Genomic DNA, 22,171 nt, shown 5'->3' with positions numbered 1-22,171 from the left:
ATGGCAAAACGATCTGCTGACATAAAACTCCCGACGCCGGTGGTATCAGGAGCGCCTGGATCGCTCGAAGCTTCCCATGCGGGGCCCGTCCCGGATCGCATGCTGACGCTTGCGAAACGGTTGCAGGCGGCCTTGGATGACAGAATTCGGAAAGCAAATCCGCTGCATTCTAACCTCCGTTCCAAGAAAGGATGACGACGTGCGCGACCTGCGGGGGCTGCATATTCTGATAGTCGAAGACGAATGGACGATGGCGGGAGATCTTGCGCGGTTTTTCAGCAATATGGGCGCCATAATCCTTGGTCCCGCAGCGACCGTCGAACAGGCTTCCAAACACACCGGGACGGCCGAAGCTGCAATTCTCGACGTCAATCTCAATGGCCGACGCGTGTTTCCAATCGCCGATGAGTTGATGCGCCGGGGTGTCCCCTTCGTGTTCTTCAGTGGCGATGACGACATCGCCATTCCCGATCATCTCCGCTACGCCAGCAATTTGCGGAAATCCTCGGGCAGCCAGGCGGTGTTCAACGCACTCTTTCCCCCGCCGGCATCGGGACGGGCGACCCCCGGACCGGACCCGTCCGACGACGTCTTCGCGCTTTTGCCCAAACTGCGACTTGCGGCGCGCCTTTTGCTGGGAGACGTCGACGCATCGGATCGGCTCGTCGAGAGGACGCTCGAGCAAGCGATCCTGGATGTCGACCGCAGACAGCTTGGTCAATCCACTGAAAACTGGCTCAACGGCATCATGCGAGAGATGGCGAAAACCCGCGGCGCAAAACTGATGCATTAATTTTACCTTCCAAGGCCTCTCAGGCTGAAGTTCCAAGCCGCGGGGCCGTCATTGTTCACCACATCGTTCACCACATCTCGAAAACTTGGCCGTACAGATAGGCCGCTTGACCGGCGTCATCAGCCCTTCTGATTGCGCTCGACGAATTTGTTGAAACGGCTGGCTTTCCCCTCACCGGTCTTGGCCTGATACAGAAAGGCCAGATCATTCTCGTCGAATATCCGGAAGAACTCGTCCCATTCGATGGGCTCGAATGCTTCCTCGGGCTCGCCGAAGTCGATCCGCAGTATACCGCCCTCGCCTTTGGTGCGCACCACCGCCGGCCGGCCGTCCCGCTCCTCGGCCCATTTGCGAATTTCGTCATGGTTGGTGGTCGTTTGCGACTGAGACATTGAAATCTCCTTTGATCGGCGTTGCCACATGGGACGCGCGGGCTGTCGGGCGTCCTAACAGCACAAGGGCGTCAATGTTCCAGCACAGCGCGGTGATCGCGGCGCCGGCTCCCAACGAAGCCGGCCAAAGGAACTTTGTTGAAGCAAAGGGAACAAACCTTTTGCCGAAAAGTTCGGGGCGCCGAGGTTGCTTGTCTGAGGAGTCGTCGTGAAACGCATATTGGTTACAGGAGGCTGCGGCTTCATCGGCCGGCATGTCGCACAGGAACTCGTCGAGCAGGATTATTCGGTTCGCATCCTCGATGCCTTGCTGGAGCAGGTGCATGCGGGCGAAGCCGTCGCGCTTCCCGCCGGGACCGAGCTGATCAAGGGCGATGTCCGGGACCGGGAGGCGGTCGCCAATGCGCTGGAAGGCGTTGACGCGGTCATTCATCTGGCGGCGGAAGTCGGCGTCGGGCAATCGATGTATGAGATCGCGCGCTATGTCGGCGCCAACGATCTCGGCACCGCAACGCTGCTCGAGGCGCTGATCAAACACCCGGTCGAACGGATCGTCGTCGCCTCGTCGATGAGCGTCTATGGCGAAGGGCTCTATGCAACGCCAGACGGCCGGCGTATCGACAATGCTCGGCGCAAGGCGAGCGACATCAGGAGCGGGCAATGGAACCCGCTGTCGCCAGGTGGAGACGCCCTCTCGCCGCTGCCGACGGACGAAGAAAAGCCGGTCGATCTCGCCTCCATCTATGCGCTGACAAAATACGCCCAGGAACGCGCCGTGCTGATCTTCGGCGAGGCCTATGGCATCGATGCGGTCGCGCTGCGCCTGTTCAATGTCTTCGGCGCCGGCCAGGCGTTGTCGAATCCCTATACCGGCGTGCTGGCCAACTTCGCTTCGCGTCTCGCCAACGGCCAACGGCCAATGATCTTCGAGGATGGCGAACAGAAGCGCGATTTCGTCCATGTGCAGGACGTCGCCCGCGCCTTTCGCCTTGCTCTGCAGCAACGCCAGGCAAAGGGTCATGTCATCAACATCGGCAGCGGCCGCGCCTATGCGATCAGCGAAGTCGCGCGATTGCTGGCCGAGGCCATGGGGACACCGAATCGCTCGCCGGAACTGCTCGGCAAAGCCCGCTCCGGCGACATCCGCAACTGCTTCGCCGATATTTCCAAGGCCCGTGAGTTGCTCGGTTTCGAGCCGGTGCGGCAACTGGAGAATTCGCTCGGCGAGTTCGTTTCCTGGGTGCGTAACACGTCCGCCGTCGACCGCGGCGCCGACATGAAGCGCGAGCTCGAAGAACGCGGGTTGGTCTCATGAACACACGCAATCGACGCGACGCGCCGGTCGCCATCATCGGCGGCAGCGGCTTCATAGGATCGAACCTCGCCGACAGCCTGTTGTCGGATGGCGAGCCGGTACTGGTGATCGACAATCTCAGCCGTCCGGGCGTCGAGCAGAACCTTGAATGGCTGGCGCAAAAACACGGCGGTCGCCTCACGGTGGAGACGATCGACGTGCGAGACGCCAACGCCCTGGCGCCTGTCTTGATGGTTTCGAAGGCAATTTTCCATCTGGCCGCGCAAACCGCCGTCACCACAAGCCTGGTCCAGCCGGGCGAGGATTTCGACATCAACCTTCGGGGAACGTTCAACGTTCTGGAGGCGGCACGACTGAGCGGCGAGCGTATCCCGGTGATCTTCGCCAGCACCAACAAGGTCTATGGCAGCCTGCCTGACGTCGCGGTCCGCGAGGACGGCGATCGCTATGTGCCTTGCGACAGCGTCATCCAAGCGCACGGCATCGATGAGGCTCGGGGCCTGGACTTCTGCACGCCCTACGGTTGCTCCAAAGGCGCGGCGGATCAGTATGTGCTCGACTATGCCAAATCTTACGGCATGCCGACGGCGGTGCTGCGGATGAGCTGCATCTATGGACCGCGCCAGTTCGGAACCGAGGACCAGGGCTGGGTCGCACACTTCCTGCTCAGCGCGCTGACGCGACGCCCAATCACCATTTACGGCGACGGCAGGCAAGTGCGCGATATCCTGCATGTCTCCGATGCCGTCGCCGCCTACAGGGCCGTGCTCGATCGCATCGAGACCACCAAAGGCCAGGCATTCAATCTTGGCGGCGGCCCGGAAAATGCGGTCAGCCTGCGCAGGCTGTTGAGCGAGATCCGTAGCCTGACCGGCCTTGAGCTCTCGATTCGCCATGATGGGGAACGCACCGGCGACCAGCCCTTCTTCGTCGCCGACACCCGCAAGATCAAAACCGCGCTTGGGTGGATGGCCCATGTTTCATGGCGCGAAGGCATCCGCGACCTCGCCGACTGGCTGCAGCGCCATCGGCTCGAGCCTCGCCCTGAAGCCGTGAGGTACGTTGCATGAAAATCGCCCTGGTGAACCCGTCCTGGACGTATGACGACAGCATTTATTTCGGCTGCCGCCAACCGCATCTGCCGCTGGAACTCGGCTATTCGAAGGCCCTGCTCGAAGCCGCCGGACATGAGGTGCTGATGCTGGATGGGCAGTTGCAGAAGCTCGACAATTCCGGTCTCTGCGAGCGGGTGGCTGATTTCGCCCCGGCTATGACCGTCGTCAGTACCGCCCCGACCTATCTGTTCTGGCGCTGCGCACCGCCGGAATTGCGTGTGCCGGCCGATTTCCTCAACCGTCTCGCCGGGCGCGGTGGACGCACGGTCGCGGTCGGGCCGCACGGCTCGGCGACGCCCGCGCCGACCTTGCGCAAGCTCGGCGTCGACATCGTCGTGCGCGGCGAATGTGAAGAAGTCGTCGAGCAACTTGCCCGGCGCGACGATTGGAGCGCCGTGCCCTCAACCGCTTATCTGCGGGATGCCAGGGTGGTTTCGAACGGAGGCGTCCACGCCAGCTCGTTTGTCGATCATCCGCCACTCGAATGGCCAGCGGACTGGATCGCAGCCCATTCGCACCACCATCACAGGTTCGATGACAATCAGGTGGGGTTCGGTGCGGAAGTCGAGGCATCGCGCGGCTGTCCCTATAACTGCAGTTTCTGCGCCAAGATCGATTTCCGTGATGCCTATCGCCGTCGAAACCACGAAGCGGTGGTAGCGGAGATCGATCGGCTGATTGCCCAAGGTGTCGGCTACATCTACTTCATCGACGAGATCTTCCTGCCGCAAAAAGCGTTGCTGGAAGCCTTGGTCGATCGCGATGTGAAATTCGGCGTACAGACCCGCATCGATCTGTGGAAGCCCGAGCTACTGGAATTGCTGGGCGCCGCAGGCTGCGTCTCCATCGAGGCCGGTCTCGAAAGCCTGACCGTCGAAGGTCGGGCAATGCTGGCCAAGCGCTGCCGGCTGGGTACCGAGGAACTCGCCGCGCTGCTCGTCGATGCCAGACGTCACGTTCCATTCGTTCAGGCCAATCTGATCGGCGTGGTCGAGGATGATCCCGCCCTGGTCGAGCACTGGCGAACCCACCTGATCGACCACGGCGTATGGGCTAACGAACCTGTGCCGCTTTATCCGTATCCGAGTTCGCCCAGCTACCGCGAGCTTTGGGGCGAACCCGACGACCTTGCTTGGGAACGCGCCCATGACCACTACCTCGCATCTTTCCAGAAATTCAGTGACATCCAGGAGAGGCGGCCGCGGCCGCTGGCGGAACTGGAGGCGACATGTTGCGGACACTGACGCCGCGCTCGCGGCGCATCCTGATGACCGTCGATGCCGTGGGCGGCGTATGGCGCTATGCCCTTGATCTGGCAGGGGAACTTGTGAACGGCGGCGACAGCGTGGTGCTTGCCGGCCTCGGTCCGCAACCGTCAAGGCAGCAGGCCGAGGAGGCGGAGGCTTTCACGACGCTGATCTGGTTGAATACGCCGCCGGATTGGATGACCAGCAGCGGCGGCGACCTCGACGCGCTGCCGCGGGAATTGCTTGCGCCCATGCGCGACCACGCCATCGACCTAGTCCATTTCAACGCGCCGACGCAGGCATCGGGATTCGATGCGCCATGCCCAGCCGTGGTGGTCTCCCATTCCTGCGTGACGACATGGTTCCACGCCGTCAGGAAACAGGCGGTGGATGGCGCATGGGCCTGGCAGAAGGAGCGCAACAGGCGCGGCTTGGATCGGGCCGACGCAGTCATCGTGCCGAGCCGCAGCCATGCCGACATGCTTGAGACCTGCTATGGCCCGATCGCGCGTCTGAGTGTGGTCGGAAATAGTGCAAGTCCGGTGCCGAAGACCGAAAAGCGCCAACCGCTCGTCTTCGCCGCTGCCCGCTGGTGGGACGAGGGCAAGAATGCGGCGGTGATCGACCAGGCCGCGTCGCTGACGCAATGGCCCGTTTTTGCCGCCGGTTCGATGCACGGTCCCAACGGCGGGCGTACCAGCTTCAGCTATGCTGTTCCTCTGGGAGCACTGCCGTCTCACGAGGTGCGCTCCTTGATGGCGCGCGCCGGCATTTTCGTGTCGCCATCAATCTATGAGCCATTCGGTCTGGCCGCGCTGGAAGCTGCCATGTCGGCGACGCCCCTGGTGCTTTCCGACATCGCAACCTATCGCGAACTATGGGATGGGGCCGCGATGTTCTTTGACGCGCGCAATCCCCACGACCTCGCTGCCTGCCTCAATCGTCTCTCCAGCGATGCCGAGCTCAGGCGAGAGCTCGGTCAGGCAGCCATGCGACGAAGCCGCCGGTTTACACTGGCCAGGCAAGCGGCGGCCATGCGAGGCGTCTACGACAAGGCGGCCCTGGCCATGGCGGGGCGCTGACCATGCGCTTTCTGTTCTACACCCACTCGGTCGTTTCCGACTGGAACCACGGCAATGCCCATTTCCTGCGCGGTATCATGCGGGAACTGGTCGCGCGCCGGCACCAGGCGGTCGCGCTGGAGCCGTCCGACAGCTGGAGCCGTTCGAACCTGCTGGCTGAGAAGGGATCCTTCGCCATCGAACGCTTCCGCAAGGATTTCCCAGAACTGATGCCGGTGACCTACGATGCCGGGTTCGATCACGAGGCCTGGATCGCTGAGGCCGACGTTGTGATCGTTCATGAGTGGACGGATCCGGAGCTTGTCGCACGCATCGGCCGTGCCAGGGCCGCTGGCGGCAACTTCATCCTTCTGTTTCATGACACCCACCACCGGGCGGTATCGGCGACCGAGGCAATCTCGGCGCTGCGGTTGGAGCACTATGACGGCGTTCTCGCCTTTGGCGAGGCCTTGCGCGAGAGCTATCTGCGCGCCGGCTGGGGCAAGCGCGTCTTCACTTGGCATGAAGCCGCGGACGATCGCCTGTTCAAGCCACACCCGGAGATCCACCCCACGTCCGATCTGGTCTGGATTGGAAACTGGGGCGACGATGAGAGGACCGCCGAACTCAAGGAGTTTCTAATCGAGCCGGTACACGATCTCGGTCTCGATGCCACCGTGCACGGAGTACGCTACCCCAAGCCCGCACTTGCGGATCTGGCCACCGCCGGACTGCGCTATGACGGATGGATCGCCAATGCCGACGTGCCGAAGGCGTTCGCCGCGCATCGTGTCACCGTCCACATCCCGCGGCGCCCCTATCGTGAGGGTTTGCCTGGAATTCCGACGATCCGCATGTTCGAGGCACTCGCCTGCGGCATTCCGCTGATTTCAGCACCATGGTCCGATGTCGAGCAGCTGTTCAGGCCCGGCGTCGACTTCCTGTTCGCCCACAATGGCTCGCAAATGCGGCAACACCTGCGGGCGGTGTTGGCCGATGCGGATTTCGCGGCTTCCCTGGTGACTTCGGGTCTCGAGACCATCCGCTCGCGGCACACCTGCCAGCACCGCGTCGACGAGTTGTTCGGCGTGCTCATGGAATGCACAACCGAACATACCATCAACAAGACCACCGCAAAGGAAGCCGCCGCATGAAGATGGCATTCTATGGATCGAGCCTCTTGTCGTCCTACTGGAACGGTGCCGCGACCTACTATCGCGGCTTGCTGAAGGCGCTTGCCCAACTGGGCTACGAAATCACCTTCTATGAGCCCGACGTCTACGACCGGCAGAAGAACCGCGACATCGAGGCCCCTGACTGGTGCACTGTGGTAGTTTATGAAGCGACCCAGCACGCGTTGATGCAGGTCGCGGCACGCGCCGCCAGCGCCGACATCGTCGTCAAGGCGAGTGGCGTCGGTTTCGAGGACGAGGCGCTGCTGCGCGCCGTTCTCGACCATGCCCGCAGCGACGCGCTGGTGGTATTCTGGGACGTGGACGCTCCGGCAACCCTTGCCCAGTTGCGCGACGAACCGGACCATCCGCTCCATGGCGCCCTGCAAGAAATCGACCTTGTGCTGACCTATGGCGGCGGCGACCCCGTCGTCTGGGCCTACCGTGCCATGGGGGCGAACGAATGCGTGCCGATTTACAATGCGCTCGATCCTCAAACGCATCACCCGGTCGCCAGCAATGCGCGTTTCGCTTGCGATCTGGCGTTCCTCGGCAACCGGCTGCCGGATCGTGAGGCGCGTGTCGAAGCATTCTTCCTCGATCCCGCAAGCCAGTTGCCGAAACAGCGCTTTCTGCTCGGTGGATCGGGCTGGGGGGACAAGCCGCTTCCCGCCAATGTCGGCTGGCTCGGTCACGTTGGCACCCGCGATCATAATGCCTTCAACGTCACTCCCAAGGCCGTGCTGAACATCAGTCGCGACAGCATGGCCGTAAACGGTTTTTCACCGGCCACGCGTGTCTTCGAGGCAGCCGGCGCCGGTGCCTGCCTCATCACCGATGCGTGGCTGGGCGTGGAACTGTTCCTGAAACCAGGCGAGGAGATCCTGGTGGCGCGCGACGGCGGCGATGTCGCCGAGATCATGCACTCGCTGACCTCCAGTCGCGCAAAAGCAATCGGCCAGGCCGCACTTTGCCGCGTGCTGGCCGACCATACCTACGCGCTGCGGGCGGACGTGGCCGATGCCGTCTTCAAACGTCATTTCGAGCAGGGGACCGTGGAGGCAGCGGAATGACCAAGCAATTGGACATCGTCTTTCTCGGCCTGTCGCTGTCCTCGTCCTGGGGAAACGGCCACGCCACGACGTTTCGAGGCCTGCTGAAAGGTCTGCACGAACTCGGCCACCGCGTGACCTTTCTGGAGCGCGACGTGCCGTGGTACGCCAACCACCGCGATCTGCGCGATCCGGATTTCTGCGCCTTGCGCTACTACGAAACCACAGCGGAATTGCAACGCGACTACGCCCGGTGCCTGGAGCAGGCCGACATCGTCGTCATCGGCTCCTTCGTGCCGGAAGGGCGCGTGGTCATCGACATCGTCGCTTCATTTTGCAAGGGGCGCTTCTGCTTCTACGACATCGACACGCCGGTAACCGTGGCGCAGCTTTCAGCCGATGATTGCGATTACCTGAGCTGGCGGCAGATTCCGTATTTCGACGTCTACTTCTCGTTCACCGGCGGGCCGATGCTTGGCCGTCTGGTGGAGGAGTTCGGCGCGCGCCGCGCCGAACCGCTCTACTGCTCGGTCGACCCGGAACGGCACCACCGGACCGGCGATCCGATCCGCTGGGATCTCGGCTATCTCGGCACCTACAGTGCCGACCGGCAGGCAACGCTGAACGCGCTGCTGCTCGAACCAGCACGGCATATGCCGGACCGCCGTTTCGTCGTAGCCGGCTCGCAATACCCATCCGACATCATCTGGCCGGACAATGTCGAACGCATCGAACATTTGCCGCCGGCCGATCATGCCGCGTTCTACAGCCGTCAGCGTTACACGCTGAACGTCACACGCAGTTCCATGATCGCTGCCGGATGGTCACCCAGTGTGCGCCTGTTCGAAGCGGCTGCTTGCGGCACGCCCATCATCAGCGATCGCTGGCCAGGGCTCGACAGCTTCTTTCCCGCATCGGCGATCCACAACGCCGGGGAAACGGACGATGTCATCGAAATCCTCTTCGGCGAGTCCGAGCGCACACGCCTCGCCATGGCCCGCCGGGCCCGCGAACGCGTCCTCGCATCCCACACCGGTGCGGCCAGAGCCCGCGAATTCGTGACGGCGTTGACACAGCCAAGGGCGGCGGCCCTCAATTTCGACATCGGAAGCGCAGCATGACCGGCATACAGGAGAAAACGACGATGCGACAAAAAAGAAACGCGCAAAGGGCAAAGGCAGTGCTTGTTGCCGGCGGTGCGGGATTCCTCGGTTCGCATCTTTGCGAAGCATTGCTCCGCGACGGCTGGCGCGTGATCTGCGCCGACAATTTCCTGACTGGGCGCATGGAAAACATCATCTCGATCATGGATCAGCCGGGTTTCCGATTGATCGAGCAGGACATCTGCCGGCCATTGGATCTCGGCGAGCCCGTGGATCGCATCTACAACCTGGCATGCGCTGCCTCGCCGCCGCGTTACCAGGCCGACCCGATACACACCACGCGAACCTGCGTGATCGGCACGCTCAACCTGCTCGAACTCGCTGTCCGATATGGCGCGCGGCTGCTACAGGCCTCGACGAGCGAAGTGTATGGCGATCCGGAGCAACATCCCCAGAGGGAGGACTATGTTGGCCATGTGAACTGCACCGGCCCACGCGCCTGCTACGACGAGGGCAAGCGCACCGCCGAAACGCTTTGCTTCGACTATCTTAGAGCCGGCAAAGCCGACGTGCGCGTCGCGCGCATCTTCAACACCTACGGTCCGAGAATGGATCCGGCGGACGGCCGCATCGTCTCAAACCTGATCATGCAGGCGTTAGAAAAACGTCCTCTGACGATCTTCGGCGACGGCTTGCAAACGCGGTCCTTCTGCTATGTCTCCGATCAGATCGATGGATTGAGGCGACTGATGGATATCGATCCCAATCCGGGCAAGCCGGTCAATCTGGGCAATCCCGGAGAATTCACCATCGTGCGACTGGCGGCACTGGTGAAGGCGATGACCGGCACCAAATCGGATTTGAGATTTCTGCCGCTGCCGCAAGACGATCCTCGGCGCAGGCAGCCCGATATTTCGCGTGCAAAAGCGCTGCTCGGCTGGACGCCGAAGGTGCCCCTCAATGAAGGGCTCAAGCTGACGATCGATTATTTCGCGGCGCTCGAAGGCAGTCGCATCGGCGATCAGATGACAGGCTTTGCCAAAAGAGCGAGGCCGGCATCCGGCGGGCTACAGAACCTTCCGGCGTGATGCGAGACGGCCGCCGAATCTTTCCCGAGATCGCGCGGAACATCCGCCCCAGCTTGTGGTTCGGTGGGAGGACCAGATACGGAGGATCATCCTCATGCAACCCAAGCGACCCACGAGGGATATCGACCAGATGGCCGAACGCGAGACGGCTGCCTATCTGCGGCGCGCCTCGATCACCTATCTCGAGTGCTGCGTCAGCTTGATGATGACGCATCTGCAGCGCGAGGAAGTGGCCGCTATTCTCGAGAAGGAAGCAGACATGCTGCGAAGGCTGGACTGATCGGAACGATCATATCAGGCATTCGTCCAGGAATCCTATCAGTCGCATCCTATATCGGTCTGCCGTCGCGGCGAGCCTTGCTTTTTCCCGGCCATTTTCGGATTGCGCAGCCGTGCTCCAGAGCCCGAGCTGGAATGCCAAATAGCACGGTTCGAAAAAGCCGATGTGGCAGTTGTCGATGGCAAGCTTCATTCCTTGGACCAGGGTCCTCACATCGCTGTCGGATAGCCCGTACTCGACACGGGCGCCGGCAATGTCCCACTCTATTGGCTGGCAGCCGATCAAATCGTGTGCCCGGCAATGGTCGACGGCATCTGTCTTAAGCACCCTGCCGTCGGCGCGAACGAGAAACTCCCATGGTTGGAGCTTTCCATCGATTTCAACGCGCTGCAGCCCGCTCGCGGGGGCCTGTTTCGAGAGCCAACCGCGCAAGGCTGCCGCGCGTTTTTCGCCCAAGGCTTCCGACGTATTGGAAACAGCCATCTCCGCGAGTGCAAGCAATGATGCACCCGGTTCGCAAGTTCGAAGATTGAGCGCACGCCAGGCCAGGTAATTTGTGAACTCCGCGATCAGTCTTTCCCTGGGTAGCGGCGCCTGATCCATCGTGGTGCCGTCAATCCACCGTTCAACCAGAAAGCCATGGCAAAGCGCGACAACTTGCGATCCGAACTCGGCTTCATGCAACATCGTCGCGGTTCGTTTCTTGCGCCGTCCGGTTTCGCCGAGGCCCGCGAATTTGACGAGCCAGCGGTCACGCCCGGCGGACGCCAGGAATTTACGCCGCTCGGTACCGCGAGGGCTCGGCGGCCAGCGCCCTTCGTCGGCGTAGTGGGCGGCCCGCCACTCGCCGCCAGATAGCTCGGTCAGGCCTAATTCCGGCCTGCCGACCGCCTCGGCCACCCAATCGCGCAACGTGGGAATTTTCGAGCTTTCGGAGAAGGTGCATTCAAACGCCGTCGCCACATGCTTCGGACAGCGCGACCATGTCTCCCGAGCCTCCCGCGACGCTTCGATGCCCGGGCCGCCTGAATGGCTGGGAAACAGGTGAATGCGGTCCGTATCGATACCCAGTTCACGCAGCCACATGATAACCGCATGCATCGAACTGCCGGACAGGCCAGGACCCTCGTCGACAACGGCGAAACGCGCCGACGGATTGTTCATCCAAGTGGCGATCGACTGCGGATCGGCGTTGATATACCTGCGGAAGGGATGGCCGATCGGGCGAACGCTGAACGGTGCCGGCGCACCAATCGAGGCCGCCACCATAGCTGCCAGCCCGAGGCCGATGCTGCGGACGCCGATCACACATGTGTTCGCATCGAGACCCGACTTCTGCGCCGCGTCCAAATAGCTTTCGGGATAAAGCGCATAGTGCGCATAACCCTCGGCAGAGCCGGTCACAACCTCGGCCTTGCAGTCGAGCCCGGCCAGCTGTTTGAGAAGTCCCGGATCGATGCCACCGCCGACGCCGAAACCGCTTTGCCACGACTTCGCCACCTCTGCCGCAAGTCCGACCAACAACCTGGCGCCTTGCTGTTGTCGCGGCGAAAAGATGTCGATGCCGCTGGTTTGGAAATCGACATCGGCAAGCGCCTGAACCAGCTCCGACACGCTGATGAATAGTCCGACCAATGCAGCATGGCGTTGGACGCCATGAGACATCCGATCCAGGCTTTCGGCCATTTCGTTTGCTGCTTCCCGAAGCTGCTCTGCGCTCTCGGTCTGCCTGTGGTCGCCGTAGACGATCATCGATCGGTTTTCCAATGTTGCCGTGCGGCAACGCATCGAATGCAGCTTCGATCCATGCAGTCTCGCGCAATTTTTCGATGGGCGGAGGAACATTCCGGCACGCTGATGGTTCGGCGCCAGGAACTTACCTTTGAACAACATAGGGTGGCGGTTTCGTGGGATCGAAAAAGGTTCGTGTTGGTATCGTTGGGGTCGGCAACTGCGCATCCTCCCTGGTGCAGGGCCTCTCCTTTTATCGTCACGCGAAAAGCAACGAACCAATCCCTGGGCTGATGCATGCCGACCTAGGCGGCTATCATGTCGACGACATTGAGATTGTCTGCGCATTCGATGTCGCCAGGAGCAAGGTTGGCCGCGACGTCGCGGAAGCGATCTACGCCGCCCCGAACAACACGTTCCGCTTCGCCGACGCGCTGACAACCGGCGTTCGCGTCGAGCGCGGGCCGACGTTGGACGGGATCGGTAAATATCTGCGCGACGAGATTGAAGAAGCTCCGGATCCCGTAGCCAATGTCAGCGAGATCCTGCGCGACAGCAACGCTGACGTGCTGGTTTCCTACCTGCCGGTGGGTTCTGAGGAGGCAACTTGCTTCTATGCCGAATGCGCGCTCGAGGCCGGCTGCGCCTTCGTCAATTGCATACCAGTTTTCATCGCCTCACGCCCGGAATGGCGCCGGCGCTTTGAGCAGCGAGGACTGCCGCTGGTCGGCGACGATATCAAGAGCCAGGTCGGCGCGACCATCGTGCACCGGCTGCTGGCCAATCTCTTCCGCGAACGCGGCGTACGCATCGACCGCACCTATCAGCTGAATTTCGGCGGCAACACCGATTTTCTCAACATGCTGGAACGCGAGCGGCTGGAATCGAAGAAAATCTCGAAGACACAGTCCGTGGCCAGCCAGTTCGATGTTCCCCTGGAGCCAGGCAATATCCACGTTGGGCCCAGCGACCACGTACCGTGGCTGACCGATCGCAAGTGGGCCTATATAAGGGTGGAAGGCACGACTTTCGGCGGCGTGCCGCTCAACGCCGAGCTCAAGCTGGAAGTCTGGGATTCGCCCAACTCGGCCGGCGTGGTGATCGATGCGGTACGCTGCGCCAAACTGGCGCTCGATCGCGGCATGGCCGGAGCGCTGACCGGTCCCTGCAGTTATTTCATGAAGTCGCCTCCCGAACAGTTCACCGACGCCGAAGCGCGGCAGCGCACGCTTGCGTTCATCGCCGGCAAGGACGAGCCTTTGCTCGATGCCGCGGAATGACGACGACGACCTTCTTTCTGATCCGCCATGCGGCACACGACAATGTCGGCTCCTATCTGGCAGGCCGTATGGACGGCGTTTGCCTCGGGGATGCTGGTAAGGCGCAGGCAACGCAGCTTGGCTGCCGCATGGCCCGGGAGCCGATTGCAGCGATCTTGTGCAGCCCGCGCGAGCGGACCCGGGAGACGGCCCTGCCAATCGCGCTCGCCTGCGGCGTCGGGGAAATCGCGATCTGTGCCGAACTCGACGAGATCGACTTCGGCGACTGGTCGGGAAAGACCTTCGATGAGTTGAGCGGCAACGCCGGCTGGCGAGCCTGGAACGACCAGCGGCAGGAGGCCAGGACACCAAACGGCGAAACCATGCTGGATGTCCAGCAGCGCGTCGTCGCGGTGATGAACGCTGTCCACGAGCAGCATCAGAATCAGTGTGTCGCCCTGGTCAGCCACGCCGATGTGATCAAGGCCGCCGTTTGCAAAGTCCTTGGCTTGCCGGCCGGCGACTGCTTTCGCTTCGACATCGATCCCGCCTCGATCACCACGATCGTGTCGGGCGACTGGGGGGCGAAGCTGATCCGATTGAACGAAGTTGCCTGACGAGGATTTGCCGGATGCAGATGGTCATTTTCGGTCTTACCGTCACGTCTTCATGGGGTAACGGCCATGCCACCTTATGGAGGGGACTGATCAGAGCCCTCGCCCGGCGCGGCTGGTCCATCACCTTCTTCGAACGCGACACACCCTACTATGCCGGAACGCGCGATGTTGATCATCTGGACGGCGGCAACATCGTGCTCTATCCGGACTGGGAGGATATCCGCCGGGTCGCGGAGCAAACGATCAAACGATCGGATGTCGTTATCGTCACCTCTTATTGTCCCGATGCCGTGGACGCCTCGCGGCTGGCGCAGCAGGCAGGGCGCGGACTGCGGGTCTTCTACGATCTGGACACTCCGGTCACGCTTGCCCGCATCGAACAAGGTGAGCGTCCACCCTATTTCGGCCCCGAGGGTCTTGCCGATTTCGACCTCGTCCTGAGCTACACAGGCGGCTCGGCGGTCGACGCGCTGAAGGCGGTTCTGGGCGCGCGTCACGTGGTGCCGCTCTATGGGCATGTCGATCCGGATCAACACCGGCCGGCTACGCCGCGGGCCGAGTTCAAGGCCGATCTCTCCTATCTCGGAACCTACGCGCCCGATCGCCAGGCGGCCGTCGAGAATCTGCTGGTTCGCCCAGCTGCGCGCTTGGCGGACCAGCGCTTCATCATCGGCGGCGCACAATATCCGCAGGAATTCCCGTGGAGCGACAACATCTTCTTCGTCAGGCACCTTCCGCCGGCCGATCACCCGGCGTTTTTCTCATCCTCTCGTCTGACACTGAATGTGACCCGCGAGGCGATGGCGCAAAAGGGCTGGTGCCCTTCGGGCCGGTTGTTCGAAGCAGCGGCATGTGGAGTGCCTATCGTAACCGACACATGGCCGGGCCTAAGCAGCTTCTTCGAACCCGGCAGCGAGATCCTGCTGGCCCACGACACCGATGACGTGGTCGCGGCGCTCGCCTTACCCGCAGGAGAACTCGATGCTATCAAAACCCGTGCGCGCCAACGGGTTCTCGACGAACACACTTCTGGCCGGCGCGCGGCGGAGCTGGACCAGATTCTAAACGACGCCTTTCAAAGATCTCCCGGCGAACCGATGATGGAAGCAGTCTGATGTTGGGCATTGTGCCCGCTGCCGGGCGCGGCAGCCGCATTCAACCGCTCGGCTTCTCGAAAGAGCTGCTGCCGGTCGGCAGCCGGATCGATGGACAGACCGAGCGTCCCTGCGCCGTGAGCGAGTATCTGGTGCGGCGGATGGTGCGCGCTGGCGTCGACAAGATCTGTTTCATCATTGGATCGGGCAAATCCGACATCCTCGAATATTACGCTGCCGGCTATGGTGAGGCCGCGGCTCTCTTCGTGGTGCAGCCCATTCCCGTTGGACTTTGCGATGCGATTTTTCGGGCAGCGCCTCTCGTCGCGTCCGATGAGGTCGTCCTGGTCGGCCTTCCCGACACGATCTGGTTTCCCGAGGACGGCTTCTGTCATTTGCCTGACGATCAGCTTTCATTTCTGCTCTTCCCGGTGGATCGTCCCGAATTCTTCGACGCCGTCGTTGTCGATGACCACGAGCGCGTGATCGAAATCCAGGTCAAGCAACAGGACGCCGCCACGAACTGGGTTTGGGGTGCGTTCAAGATGCCGGGCCAGATCCTGCATCAGCTTGCGGCACTCTGGCGTGAACGGGAATGCCGTGACGAATATATCGGCACGTTGGTCAACGCCTACCTTGCGGCCGGAGGTCAAGCCTCCGGCATCAAGGCTGGGTCCGCCTATGTCGATGTCGGCACTTTCAACGGCTATCGCACGGCCCTGCGGCTGCTCGAGGACGGCGCCGCACCCGTCCATCACCAACCCGCGGCGGGCGTCGAAACCGCTCCCAACCATTTTCTCGGCAATTATCCGCTGATCAAATGGCGCAAATTCGCCGAGGCCATTCCCGCCGATCTGACAGGCAAGACGGTGTTGGATATTGGTTGCAATGCCGGTTTCTATTCCATCGAGATGAAACGGCGAGGTGCTGCCCGTGTCCTCGGCATCGATTTCGATGAGGCCTATCTGGCGCAGGCCCGCTTTGCCGCCGAGATCGCCGATTGCGAGATCGAATTCCAGAAACTTTCGGTCTACGACGTCGGCGCCCTGAGTGAAACGTTCGATGTCGTGCTGTTCATGGGGGTGCTTTATCACCTGCGCCACCCCTTGCTCGCGCTCGACCTTATCCGTGAGCACGTCGCCGGTGACCTGATGATCTTCCAGTCCATGCAGCGCGGCAGCACAGATCTGCCCGAGATGGAAGAGAACTATCATTTCTGGACGCATGACCTGTTCGACCGGCCGGAATTTCCCAAGCTCCATTTCATCGAGCACCGCTATGCCGATGACCCGACCAACTGGTGGATACCCAACCGCGCCTGCACCGAAGCGATGCTGCGCAGCGCCGGCTTTGAAATCGTCCTGCATCCGGAGCAGGAGGTCTATTTCTGCCGCGCCGCCGGCGGCGCGGCCAGTGGGGGTCCCGTCTACCCCTCGAAAGGACAGCGCCATGATTGAAGCCGCGATGATCTGGAACGAGCCCAACAACAAATCGCATTGGGATCCCGAGCTCGATCCAGATTGGAGCCGCTTCGCCAGGATGGCAATCCTGGCGGCGGACGCAATCGCATCTGAAAACCCGGCTTTGACCAAAGTGCTCGGTGGCATCTCGCCGATAGATCCGGGGTTCATCACCCGCATGAAGGAATTCGGCGTGCTGGATCATGTCGATGCCGTCGCCGTGCACGGCTTTCCCCTCGACTGGAATCTGTGGCAGATCCAGGAATGGCCGCAGAAGATCGGCGAGATCGCGACCGTCACCGATCTTCCCATCTGGGTCAGCGAAGTCGGCGTATCGACCTTCGGCGCCGAGGAAATCCAAGTCTGGGGGCTCAAGCGCACAGCTGAATTGCTGCTCGGCAATGCGCCACGCATCCAATGGTACAGCCTCTACGATCTTCCGCGTGAATGGGAAGCAACGACGCGTCACCGCGAAGCCGAGGGCTCCTCTTATTACCGGCATTTCCATATGGGGCTGCTACGCCAGGACGGCACGCCAAAGCCCGCGCTGGAGGAATTCCTGCGCCATACACCCGCAATGGGCCTGGTGCAGTGGTTTCATTTCGAAGACCCGCGGCTGGACGATGCCGTCGCCTGGATGAAGCGGCTGGGTGTCACCAATATGCGTACCGGGCTTTCCTGGGCGGACAGTTTTCGGCCGAATGCGCTGGACTGGTTCGACCGGCAGATGGAAGCACTCGCCGATTTCGATGTGACGGTCACCTTCTGCTTCACACCTCAGCACCGCGGAATGATGCCCCACCACACCAGCCCGCCCCTGGTGCCGGAGGAGTTCGCTGAATTCTGTTCAACCATGATCCGCCGCTATGCGCCTGGCATGACATCCGCCTCGCTCCCCACGCAGCGGGCCTCGGCCGCGTGAAATGTCATGCTGCCCATGCATCAGATGCAGGACTTCGCGACGCCGTTGACGGGTGGGGATACGGCGCAGGGCAACGAGACGTGCCCAGGCGAGACACTCACCGTCCTCAATGTTGCCTACCCTCTCGCGCCCGTCGGCCCCGACGCTGTCGGCGGTGCCGAACAGGTTCTGTCGATGCTCGATCGGGCACTGGTTCAGGCCGGTCATCGATCTATCGTCATTGGCTGCCGAGGCTCCAGAACGAGCGGCACGCTTGTGGAAATACCGGCCGAAAACGGCGTACTCGACGAGGCGGCGAAGAGCCGCGCGCAACAGGCCCATCGCGAGGCGATCGCGGCTGCCCGTGCCCGATGGCCCATCGACGTGGTTCATCTGCACGGCATAGATTTCGACGCTTATCTGCCCGACGATGGTCCGACCTTGGTGACCCTCCACCTGCCATTGGATTGGTATCCGGCCGCGGCATTGCGCCCGACGCGCGGTGACCTCTGGCTCCATGCGGTCTCGCCCACCCAGCAGAAAACCGCGCCATCAGACGCCCGGCTGACGGCGCCGATTCCGAACGGCGTTGACATCGAAGCACTGACCCTGCTGCAGTCGAAGCGCGACTTTGCCCTTGTTCTAAGCCGGGTTTGTCCGGAAAAGGGCGTCCACCTGGCGCTCGACGCAGCCAAACAGGCAGATGTGCAACTGGTCATCGGCGGCAAGGTCTATCCCTATGAAATGCATACGCGGTACTTTCGCGATGAGGTCCAACCTCGCCTCGATGGCCGCCGCCGCTTCCTTGGTCCGCTCGGCTTCATCGCCAAGCGACGCATTCTCAATGCAGCGCGCTGTCTGGTCATTCCGAGTCTCGCAGCCGAGACCAGCTCGCTTGTGGCCATGGAGGCCCTCGCCTGCGGTACCCCGGTGGTCGCCTTTCCAAATGGTGCGCTTCCCGATGTCATAGAGCACGGCAGAACGGGCTTTCTCGTCGACACGGTCGACGAGATGGCCCAAGCCATTCTTGCGGCGCCCAGCTTGGATGCCGAGACATGCAGGGCCGAAGCGCGACGGCGGTTTTCGCTGGAACGGATGATCTCGTCTTACATGGACGCCTATCAGGCGCTGGCACAGCTTGGCACTGGTCGCCGGCGCTTCGCGGCGACGCCGTGAGCTAAACTGTGCTGCGCAGCGAAATCATCGGTGACCTCGCACAATTGGACGCCTTGACGCCGCACTGGTGGAAACTGTGGCAGCAGAGTCCCTCGGCGACTCCGTTTCAATCTCCCGCCTGGCTGGTGCCGTGGTGGCACGCATTCGCACCTGGTGAACTGGCGACGGTCGCGGTCTGGCGTGGCGACGATCTGGTCGGGCTGGCGCCATTCTACCTCGAGCATGGGATATCCGGTTCGAAGCTGCTTCCGGTCGGCATTTCGCTCAGCGATTATCTGGACATTCTGGCTGTCCCTGGGAGCGAAGCCGAGGTCGTCGACATTGTCGCCGAGTCGATCCTCTCGATCGGGTGGGCGCAATGGATCTTGTCGGACTTGCCGCAGGACAGCCTCTCCCTTGCGATGACGCATCCCGAGATCGATTGGCCGACCGCCCATGCCGCCTGCCCCGTGCTCGCCCTCGCCGGCGACGAAACGCTTGCAGGCTGCGTCCCCGCAAGACGCAGACGCCAGTTGCGTCGGGCGCGTCAAGCCGCATCAAGATGCGGCCGGATCGCGCTGTTGTCGGCAAGCGGCAGTCCGCAAACTTTCCTCGATCAATTGATCCGCCTGCACAATATGCGCTGGGCCGAACAAGGAGGCGGTGTGTTGGCCAACGCCGCCGTCGAGCAATTCCATCGGCTCTCACTTCCCTTGCTCGACGCTCACGGTCTGGTGCGATGCTGGCTGTTCGCGATCGATGGCGGAACCGTCGGCGCCTATTACGGATTTCACCACCGCGGCCGTGCCTATGCTTATCTCGGTGGTTTCGACCCTGCTTATGCCGAGGAGAGCCCAGGTGCGATCCTGATTGGCCACGCAATCGCGGAAGCGATCCGCGAAGATGCGCGCGAGTTCGATTTTCTGCGCGGCCAGGAGGCCTATAAATATGGCTGGGGCGCCGTCGACAGGTGGACGATGCGCAGGGTCTGGACGCGGAGTTGATGCATGAGTGTAACCGCACCGAAAGCCGCCCGGCGCACGACATCGGTCAGGCTGGCGGTTGAAGACTGCATGGCCGATGGCATTTGCGCCGAAGGTGTTCTCGTCAGGCTGGCGCTCCACCTGCCGCCCACAATTGGAGCGGCGGAATTGGCGGAGGTCGTGCTGAAGGTCCAGCCGGCGGATGCCGGCGACGCAGCAAGGCTGCGAAAGGTCGCCGGACTGCTGCGCTGCAAACCAGACGTCTTCGCCATGTTGCGGGCAACGGGTGGCGCCGTTCGGCATGAGCGCGATGAGGACGAGACGAATGTCGCTGTCGTCATGCGGCTGGCCTCCAGCTTCGATGCCGCGGCAGCGATTTCGGGAGCCGCGAGTGTCCAACTGGCATCCCTCGGCGATGAGGCAAGGCTCACAGTCACGACCAACGAAATCGTCGCATGGCTGGAAGCGCGAGGATTCACCGGAAGGGAACGGAGCATTCTCGACATCGGTTGCGGCATCGGCCGTTTCGAGCGCGCGCTGTGCAAATCCTTCAAGTGGATGGTCGGCATCGACATATCGCCGCGGATGATCTCCATCGCCTCCGAGCAATGCGCCGCACTCGGCAATGTCGAGTTGCGACAAACCTCCGGTCTCGATCTGTCCGAATTCGCCGATGCCAGTTTCGATTGCGTGCTGGCGGTGGACAGCTTTCCCTATCTGGTTCTGGCCGGCATGGCTGATCGGCATTTCGACGAAATTGCGCGCGTTCTGAAACGGCCGGGCTGGCTCGCCTTGCTGAACTATTCCTATCGCGGATCACTTCTCTCAGACCGCGATGATATCGGCCGTCTGGCGCAAGCTCATCAATTGCGGGTCCTCATCGACGGCGAGAAGCCGTTTCGGTCGTGGGATGGCAGCGCCTTTCTGCTCGCTGGGTGAAGCGGAACATTACAGCGCGATGCCAGTTCGGACGTCGAACAACGGGCACCGACGAGTGTACCCTATTTGAAGGAGGATAATCATGGCATCCGGCGGTAAAAAACAATTCGGCCGCAGCAGCCAGGCAAGAGTGCCGGCGCCGGCGCGATGACCTCCCTGGAGAGGGACAAGATCGAAGAAAACGCGGTCTTGTCGCATCGCAACAAGAAGCAGCATGGCCAGGAGCGCGGGCTGGACGGCAATCGGATCAAGCCCGATCAATATCAGGATCACGCCGCTGACCGATTGCCTAGGGATTGAACGCCACCGCCGCGCGTCCATGGCCCGGGACGACGAAGGAGCAGCAAGGAAATAAATCTGTGCAAGGGGCCGCTGGTGAGCTTCTTGGCGGCGGACACCGCCTTGTAATGCCAGGCGCTTATCACCACACTAGGATCAAGGGACCCGCTATCAAGAGAATGTGATGTCTCGTTCGAGCGACGATACCCCGGATCCGCATGTCGAGATGGCTGTGGATCAGGAGATTGCTTCCCTGCTGGCCGCCATAGAGCAGGAAAAAATTCCAGACCGCCTGACCAAGCTGGCGATCGAATTGCAGAACGCGCTCGTCGGGAAACGTCGGCGCGACGTGAAGAACTGACTATCTCCGGCCGTCGACCTCGACATCGAGCTGACCATCCGACAGCTGGTTTCGTCTTTCCATCAATGTCTGCAGCGAACTCTCCCCCAGGAATTCAAGGATGTTGGCGCGCGCACGGTTCAGGCGGCTTTTGACCGTCCCGACCGCGCAACCGCATATGTCGGCGGTTTCCTCGTAGCTCACTCCCAAAACGCCGATCAGCATCAGGACCTCGCGTTGGTGTTCAGGCAGCCTTTGAATGGCGCCGTGAACTTCCTTGCTCTGAACGGTCCATTCCTGGGTGGCTTCCGAAATTGGTCTCGAAGACGCGCAGTCGAGCAAGCCTGGCGATTCCCGGGCAGCGATCTTGACCCGGGTATAATAAGTGTTGCGCATGATGGTGAAGAGCCACGACTTCATGCGCGTACCGGGTTCGAACTTGTCGATGTTGGCGAGACCCTTGGTCAGTGTCTCCTGCACGAGATCGTCGGCGTCGTCGGGGACGCGGCAGAAGGTGCGCGCGAATGCCCGCAGAGCAGGTATCAGGTCAACGATGGAAACTTCATTGGTTTCCTGGTCGGCCAAAAGGCAGCCTCCGGATGACAATGGTCCAGCTCCCAGAAGAAAGAGTGTGTGAACGCAGCCCCAGCTAAATGCATGGAAGTTTGGTTCGTTCCTCCTGCTGGAGGCAACTCTTCATAAATTCTGCGCAGGCGGAGATATCTGTCATCCGATTGGCGCGCACCATCGCCGCAGCAGTCACGGCTCCACCGACAGCGGTGTCTTCAGCGTCCA

21 protein-coding genes and 2 pseudogenes are annotated in these 22,171 nt (G+C 61.8%); 20 read left to right on the top strand and 3 right to left on the bottom strand.

Going from position 1 to position 22,171, the window contains the following annotated elements:
* The first annotated feature begins 136 nt into the window (after positions 1-136).
* The gene (locus tag EJ079_RS17860) at positions 137-793 is read left to right on the top strand and encodes a response regulator (protein WP_127398479.1); all 657 of its coding nucleotides are present in this window, start codon (positions 137-139) and stop codon (positions 791-793) included.
* A gap of 119 nt (positions 794-912) precedes the next feature.
* Here the strand turns inward: EJ079_RS17860 and EJ079_RS17855 are convergent, their stop codons facing one another.
* Positions 913-1,185, bottom strand: a complete 273-nt coding sequence (locus EJ079_RS17855; protein WP_023809470.1) for a hypothetical protein — start codon at positions 1,183-1,185, stop codon at positions 913-915.
* Positions 1,186-1,393: 208 nt separating this feature from the next.
* Here EJ079_RS17855 and EJ079_RS17850 point away from each other — a divergent pair, with 208 nt between their 5' ends.
* From EJ079_RS17850 to EJ079_RS17810, 9 genes are all read left to right on the top strand, one after another.
* Complete coding sequence (locus EJ079_RS17850; protein ID WP_127809664.1) at positions 1,394-2,500, top strand: SDR family NAD(P)-dependent oxidoreductase; 1,107 nt, start codon at positions 1,394-1,396, stop codon at positions 2,498-2,500.
* Positions 2,497-3,570, top strand: coding sequence for an NAD-dependent epimerase/dehydratase family protein (locus EJ079_RS17845; RefSeq protein ID WP_127809663.1), 1,074 nt, complete (start codon positions 2,497-2,499; stop codon positions 3,568-3,570). The genes EJ079_RS17850 and EJ079_RS17845 overlap by 4 nt, the downstream gene beginning before the upstream one ends.
* Positions 3,567-4,859, top strand: a complete 1,293-nt coding sequence (locus EJ079_RS17840) for a TIGR04295 family B12-binding domain-containing radical SAM protein (RefSeq protein ID WP_127809662.1) — start codon at positions 3,567-3,569, stop codon at positions 4,857-4,859. Before EJ079_RS17845 ends, EJ079_RS17840 begins: the two co-directional genes overlap by 4 nt.
* Positions 4,844-5,944, top strand: a complete 1,101-nt coding sequence (locus EJ079_RS17835) for a glycosyltransferase family 4 protein (RefSeq protein WP_127396820.1) — start codon at positions 4,844-4,846, stop codon at positions 5,942-5,944. Before EJ079_RS17840 ends, EJ079_RS17835 begins: the two co-directional genes overlap by 16 nt.
* A gap of 2 nt (positions 5,945-5,946) precedes the next feature.
* Positions 5,947-7,077 (top strand): glycosyltransferase, encoded by a 1,131-nt coding sequence (locus EJ079_RS17830; protein WP_127396819.1) that lies wholly within the window; start codon positions 5,947-5,949, stop codon positions 7,075-7,077.
* A complete protein-coding gene (locus EJ079_RS17825; RefSeq protein ID WP_127809661.1) occupies positions 7,074-8,168 on the top strand; it encodes a glycosyltransferase in 1,095 nt (364 codons plus the stop codon). Before EJ079_RS17830 ends, EJ079_RS17825 begins: the two co-directional genes overlap by 4 nt.
* Positions 8,165-9,268 carry a glycosyltransferase gene (locus EJ079_RS17820; RefSeq protein WP_127809660.1) on the top strand — a complete coding sequence of 368 codons (1,104 nt, stop codon included), beginning with the start codon at positions 8,165-8,167 and terminating at the stop codon, positions 9,266-9,268. The genes EJ079_RS17825 and EJ079_RS17820 overlap by 4 nt, the downstream gene beginning before the upstream one ends.
* A gap of 23 nt (positions 9,269-9,291) precedes the next feature.
* Positions 9,292-10,338 carry a UDP-glucuronic acid decarboxylase family protein gene (locus tag EJ079_RS17815; RefSeq protein WP_127398875.1) on the top strand — a complete coding sequence of 349 codons (1,047 nt, stop codon included), beginning with the start codon at positions 9,292-9,294 and terminating at the stop codon, positions 10,336-10,338.
* 94 nt (positions 10,339-10,432) lie between these two features.
* Entirely contained in the window at positions 10,433-10,618 is a 186-nt protein-coding gene (locus EJ079_RS17810) for a hypothetical protein (protein ID WP_127809659.1), read from the top strand.
* Positions 10,619-10,627: 9 nt separating this feature from the next.
* Here the strand turns inward: EJ079_RS17810 and EJ079_RS17805 are convergent, their stop codons facing one another.
* Positions 10,628-12,370: a hypothetical protein gene (locus EJ079_RS17805; protein WP_127399008.1), complete on the bottom strand. Its 1,743-nt coding sequence runs from the start codon at positions 12,368-12,370 to the stop codon at positions 10,628-10,630.
* Between the two features lie 155 nt (positions 12,371-12,525).
* Between EJ079_RS17805 and EJ079_RS17800 the strand changes: the two genes are divergently transcribed.
* The 10 genes and pseudogenes from EJ079_RS17800 (at position 12,526) to EJ079_RS17755 (ending at position 21,397) form a co-directional block, all read left to right on the top strand.
* Positions 12,526-13,629: an inositol-3-phosphate synthase gene (locus tag EJ079_RS17800; protein ID WP_127809658.1), complete on the top strand. Its 1,104-nt coding sequence runs from the start codon at positions 12,526-12,528 to the stop codon at positions 13,627-13,629.
* Positions 13,626-14,225, top strand: a complete 600-nt coding sequence (locus EJ079_RS17795) for a histidine phosphatase family protein (RefSeq protein ID WP_127809657.1) — start codon at positions 13,626-13,628, stop codon at positions 14,223-14,225. Before EJ079_RS17800 ends, EJ079_RS17795 begins: the two co-directional genes overlap by 4 nt.
* A gap of 14 nt (positions 14,226-14,239) precedes the next feature.
* Positions 14,240-15,340, top strand: a complete 1,101-nt coding sequence (locus EJ079_RS17790) for a glycosyltransferase (RefSeq protein ID WP_127398006.1) — start codon at positions 14,240-14,242, stop codon at positions 15,338-15,340.
* Positions 15,340-16,056, top strand: a pseudogene (locus tag EJ079_RS33505) (sugar phosphate nucleotidyltransferase); the annotation flags it as partial. The gene EJ079_RS17790 and the pseudogene EJ079_RS33505, both read left to right, overlap by 1 nt.
* 33 nt (positions 16,057-16,089) lie before the next feature.
* Positions 16,090-16,776: pseudogene (locus tag EJ079_RS33500) on the top strand (TIGR04290 family methyltransferase); the annotation flags it as partial.
* On the top strand, positions 16,769-17,701 hold the full coding sequence (locus EJ079_RS17780; RefSeq protein WP_127380957.1) for a beta-xylosidase: 933 nt from the start codon (positions 16,769-16,771) through the stop codon (positions 17,699-17,701). The pseudogene EJ079_RS33500 and the gene EJ079_RS17780, both read left to right, overlap by 8 nt.
* Positions 17,702-17,707: 6 nt before the next feature.
* On the top strand, positions 17,708-18,856 hold the full coding sequence (locus tag EJ079_RS17775; RefSeq protein ID WP_127809655.1) for a glycosyltransferase: 1,149 nt from the start codon (positions 17,708-17,710) through the stop codon (positions 18,854-18,856).
* A gap of 8 nt (positions 18,857-18,864) precedes the next feature.
* Positions 18,865-19,839: a GNAT family N-acetyltransferase gene (locus EJ079_RS17770; protein ID WP_164873812.1), complete on the top strand. Its 975-nt coding sequence runs from the start codon at positions 18,865-18,867 to the stop codon at positions 19,837-19,839.
* Positions 19,840-19,842: 3 nt separating this feature from the next.
* A complete protein-coding gene (locus tag EJ079_RS17765) occupies positions 19,843-20,757 on the top strand; it encodes a class I SAM-dependent methyltransferase (RefSeq protein WP_127809654.1) in 915 nt (304 codons plus the stop codon).
* Between the two features lie 463 nt (positions 20,758-21,220).
* Positions 21,221-21,397, top strand: coding sequence for a hypothetical protein (locus EJ079_RS17755; RefSeq protein ID WP_127809653.1), 177 nt, complete (start codon positions 21,221-21,223; stop codon positions 21,395-21,397).
* On the opposite strand, the gene EJ079_RS17750 is transcribed toward EJ079_RS17755, so the two are convergent.
* The gene (locus EJ079_RS17750) at positions 21,398-21,961 is read right to left on the bottom strand and encodes a sigma-70 family RNA polymerase sigma factor (RefSeq protein ID WP_127326434.1); all 564 of its coding nucleotides are present in this window, start codon (positions 21,959-21,961) and stop codon (positions 21,398-21,400) included.
* Positions 21,962-22,171 lie beyond the last annotated feature (210 nt).

It is taken from the genome of Mesorhizobium sp. M7A.F.Ce.TU.012.03.2.1 (genome assembly GCF_004006095.1).
Lineage (GTDB): Bacteria > Pseudomonadota > Alphaproteobacteria > Rhizobiales > Rhizobiaceae > Mesorhizobium.
The sequence above is the reverse complement of the archived record's forward strand: the minus strand, read 5'-3'. Positions and strand labels throughout refer to the sequence as shown.